The sequence below is a fragment of the Roseovarius halophilus (ex Wu et al. 2025) genome (genome assembly GCF_047086965.1).
The window spans coordinates 1-3105 of sequence record NZ_JBKOTX010000367.1; the positions used below are offsets into that span (position 1 = coordinate 1).

Consider the following 3105-nt stretch of genomic DNA (forward strand, 5'->3'; position numbering starts at 1 on the left):
AAACCTCCTGACCGACAATCCATCACTTGGCCCTCACGGGCCAAGGCGGCCAGTCAACCGCCAGCTATTTGGGGAGCGCGGTCGACTGGCCGCCAGCACCCTATGCGCCCTTCACGCCCAACCCCAAAGTGGCCTACTTTTGCGCCGCCCTTTGGTCGGGTTTTACTCCGCCGTTGACACCTCGCCCGGCAGGAGCGCGATGTCTGGGTTGCCTGGCCTACGCGCGTGGCGGCCCTCATGGCCGCGCAATTGTCCGCAGATATGGAGACTGCATCCGGGAAGCCCATGACGATCGAGACGGCGATCCTGCAAAGGGTGCTGGAAGCCCATGTCCGAGAACAGCTCGACGCCCTGGCCGACCTCCGGGTCTCGCTTGAATGATTTGCTTTGACAGACATGGTGAGCCCACATATAACTGGCCAGCCAGATAGCTAGGTGAAGACGCATGTGGACTCTGCAAGATGCGAAAAACAAGTTCAGCACGGTTGTTGATGCCGCGCTGGCGGGAACGCCCCAGGAGGTGACACGCCGCGGCAAGCCTGCAGTCGTGGTGCTGTCCGCCTCTGAATACCATCATCTCCTGACCGATGCGCAGAAAGCGCGGGGTTCCTTTGTCGATCATCTTTTGGCGTTTCCGGTTGAAGACGTCGAACATGCAACGGTTGTGCCGCGCCAAGTCACCTTCTGATGTATGTGCTCGATACGAATGTGCTCTCGGCCCTGAGACGGCCGGACCGCGCACCAAAGGTGGCGAATTGGTTACGGGAGCAGCCGGAACGTCAGTTGTTTTTGAGTGTCATCACTCTGGGTGAGATCGAGCGGGGAATTGCTCAGCAAGAGCAACGCAACCCCGAGTTTGCGGCGGATCTGCGGGCATGGATCGATCGGACTTTGCTACTCTTTGGCGACCGGTTGCTGCCCTTTGGACCCGAGGAGGCCAGACTATGGGGGCGTTTGTCCGCTCGCCTCGGACACAGCGGTGCCGATCTGTTGATTGCGGCGACTGCTTTGAGCCATGGCGCGATCGTGGTGACCGGCAATGTCACCGACTTTGAACCCACGGGCGTGGAGATCGTAGACCCGTTCTGAAGTCCTGTTCTTTCGATGGGCCCGGATGGCGCCCGTAGAGACGTCGGAAGCGGGGTATGGACAACGGTGATCTGACGACTGACCTCCATCTCGGGTTCGACGGGGCCGGGGACATCCTGCGCGCCTGGCGGCGTGGCGTGCGGCCCGATCCGGATCTCACAGTCTCGGTCTGGGCGGATCAAAATCGGTGGCTGTCCTCGCGTGCCTCGGCCGAGCCCGGGCGCTACCGGACCGCGCGCACGCCGTATCTGCGCGCCATCATGGATGCACTCTCGCCCGGCCACCCCGCACAGCGCGTCAGCTTCATGAAGGCCGCGCAGGTCGGCGCGACGGAAGCGGGTAACAACTGGATTGGGTTCGTGATCCACCACGCACCGGGGCCGATGCTGGCGGTGCTGCCCACGGTCGAGATGGCCAAGCGCAGCTCGCGCGGGCGGATCGACCCGCTGATCGCGGACAGCGCGGCCTTGCGCGAGCGGGTACACCCGCGAACGCGCGCTGGGCCTCGACTTCCGCCGGCCGGGATCGCCGGCGCAGGGCGCATCGGAAGTCGGGGTGGGCGAGACCGAGGAGAGTGACGCGACCACACGCGATGCCGCAGATGATGACCACGTGCGTGATGCTAGTGGAGAACGGTGAGGCTCAGGCCGATAACAGACGCACACCCGGAAGGCGCGCCGCCTTGCGATCAAACGTGACCAGTTCCGTTGCATCAGCACGCCGGGCCGCGGCCGCAATCATCAGATCGGCAAAGCCGAAGCCATCGTTGCGATAGCGATCGACAGCCACGCCCACCTCATCAGCCGCCTCGATCTCCAGTTCAATTGCCGTCAACAGGCCATCCAGCGCAGCGGCAATGTCGGCGCGCTGGTAGCCATAGGCACGCTCGAGCACCCAGACGAGTTCGACAAGAACCTCCCGGCCAACAAATCCGGGAGCCGCATCGGTCAGCTGGTCCATCACGGTATTGGCGATGCGCGCCTGTTCGGGATCGTCCTGCACGAGGAAGCGCACCAGAACATTGGTATCGAGCGCAATCATGCGCCAGACGTTCCGCTCTCTGCAGCACCGCCAGCGATCGCTTCATCCATCGCGTCCAGCGAAACAGGCTTTTGCCCCGACCGCGCCAGGGCGCCCCGCAAGTCCTTGACCGACCGCGCCTTCACGATACGGACCTCGCCGTCGAGGATCACATAGCGCACGCGGTCACCGCTCGTGAGACCAAGGGCTGCCCGGACGTCCCGGGGCAGTGTGGTCTGGCCCTTCACCGTCATTGTCGATTCCCACATCGGCAAAGCTCCTTACATATCCGTATATCCCCTTACCATGTCGGAACCTGGAATGCAAAAACAAGCAAGGGACCAGCCCTGATGCTCCATGCCCGCATTGCCGCGCGCGCCTTCAACACGCCGCTGCTGGTCGAGCCCTCCAAGGCCATGGCATTCCTGTCGGGGCTCGGTCCGCGGGTTCTCAGGCGGCGGATCGAGCTGGCGGACGACGCAGCGCAAACCGACCGTGTTTCCCATCCCCTGCCCGCGCGCGCCAGTATTCTCGCCGGTGGGCTTGCCGACAGCCTGCGCCAGCACGGCGAGGCGCCCTTTCCGGTGGTTAACGGTATCGCCGTGATCGAGATCTCCGGCGTTCTGATCCATCGCGGCGGCTGGATCGGGCAGTCCTCGGGGCAAACCAGCTATGAGGGGATCGCCGCGCAGATAGAGGCGGCGGCCAGCGATCCGTCCGTGCATGGCGTGGCGCTGGAGATCGACAGCTTCGGCGGCGAGGTGGCGGGCGTGTTCGACCTGGCCGACCGCAGCTGACCGCGCTGGGCCTCATCGTGCGCGACATGGCCTGATCGTTCCAGCCCTACGCCGACTGCTGGGCACCCCCGGTCTTCTTTCATCCCTTCCCGGAGATCCGCCATGACCCTCACCCGCAACCCGTTCGACGCGGGCGGCTATTCGCTCGCCGAGATGACGCAGGCCATCAACATCCTGCCCAATCTCTACACCCGCCTCG

At 64.1% G+C, this 3105-nt stretch carries 4 protein-coding genes and 3 pseudogenes; 5 read left to right on the forward strand and 2 right to left on the reverse strand.

Features of this window, described 5'->3' with window-relative positions:
* Nucleotides 1-180: 180 nt before the first annotated feature.
* The 4 genes and pseudogenes from ACH107_RS31485 to ACH107_RS31500 all read left to right on the forward strand — a co-directional run.
* Nucleotides 181-381: pseudogene (locus tag ACH107_RS31485) on the forward strand (hypothetical protein); the annotation flags it as partial.
* Between the two features lie 64 nt (nt 382-445).
* The gene (locus ACH107_RS31490) at nt 446-688 is read left to right on the forward strand and encodes a type II toxin-antitoxin system Phd/YefM family antitoxin (protein WP_310703144.1); all 243 of its coding nucleotides are present in this window, start codon (nt 446-448) and stop codon (nt 686-688) included.
* Nucleotides 688-1089, forward strand: a complete 402-nt coding sequence (locus ACH107_RS31495; protein WP_310703143.1) for a type II toxin-antitoxin system VapC family toxin — start codon at nt 688-690, stop codon at nt 1087-1089. The genes ACH107_RS31490 and ACH107_RS31495 overlap by 1 nt, the downstream gene beginning before the upstream one ends.
* Nucleotides 1090-1145: 56 nt before the next feature.
* Nucleotides 1146-1577: pseudogene (locus tag ACH107_RS31500) on the forward strand (phage terminase large subunit family protein); the annotation flags it as partial.
* Nucleotides 1578-1731: 154 nt separating this feature from the next.
* Here ACH107_RS31500 and ACH107_RS31505 read toward each other — a convergent pair.
* Both ACH107_RS31505 and ACH107_RS31510 read right to left on the reverse strand, forming a co-directional pair.
* Nucleotides 1732-2130 carry a type II toxin-antitoxin system VapC family toxin gene (locus tag ACH107_RS31505; RefSeq protein WP_310703142.1) on the reverse strand — a complete coding sequence of 133 codons (399 nt, stop codon included), beginning with the start codon at nt 2128-2130 and terminating at the stop codon, nt 1732-1734.
* Nucleotides 2127-2378 carry an AbrB/MazE/SpoVT family DNA-binding domain-containing protein gene (locus ACH107_RS31510; protein ID WP_310703141.1) on the reverse strand — a complete coding sequence of 84 codons (252 nt, stop codon included), beginning with the start codon at nt 2376-2378 and terminating at the stop codon, nt 2127-2129. The genes ACH107_RS31505 and ACH107_RS31510 overlap by 4 nt, the downstream gene beginning before the upstream one ends.
* Nucleotides 2379-2459: 81 nt before the next feature.
* On the opposite strand from ACH107_RS31510, the pseudogene ACH107_RS31515 reads away from it, so the two are divergent.
* Nucleotides 2460-2897, forward strand: a pseudogene (locus ACH107_RS31515) (S49 family peptidase); the annotation flags it as partial.
* Nucleotides 2898-3105 lie beyond the last annotated feature (208 nt).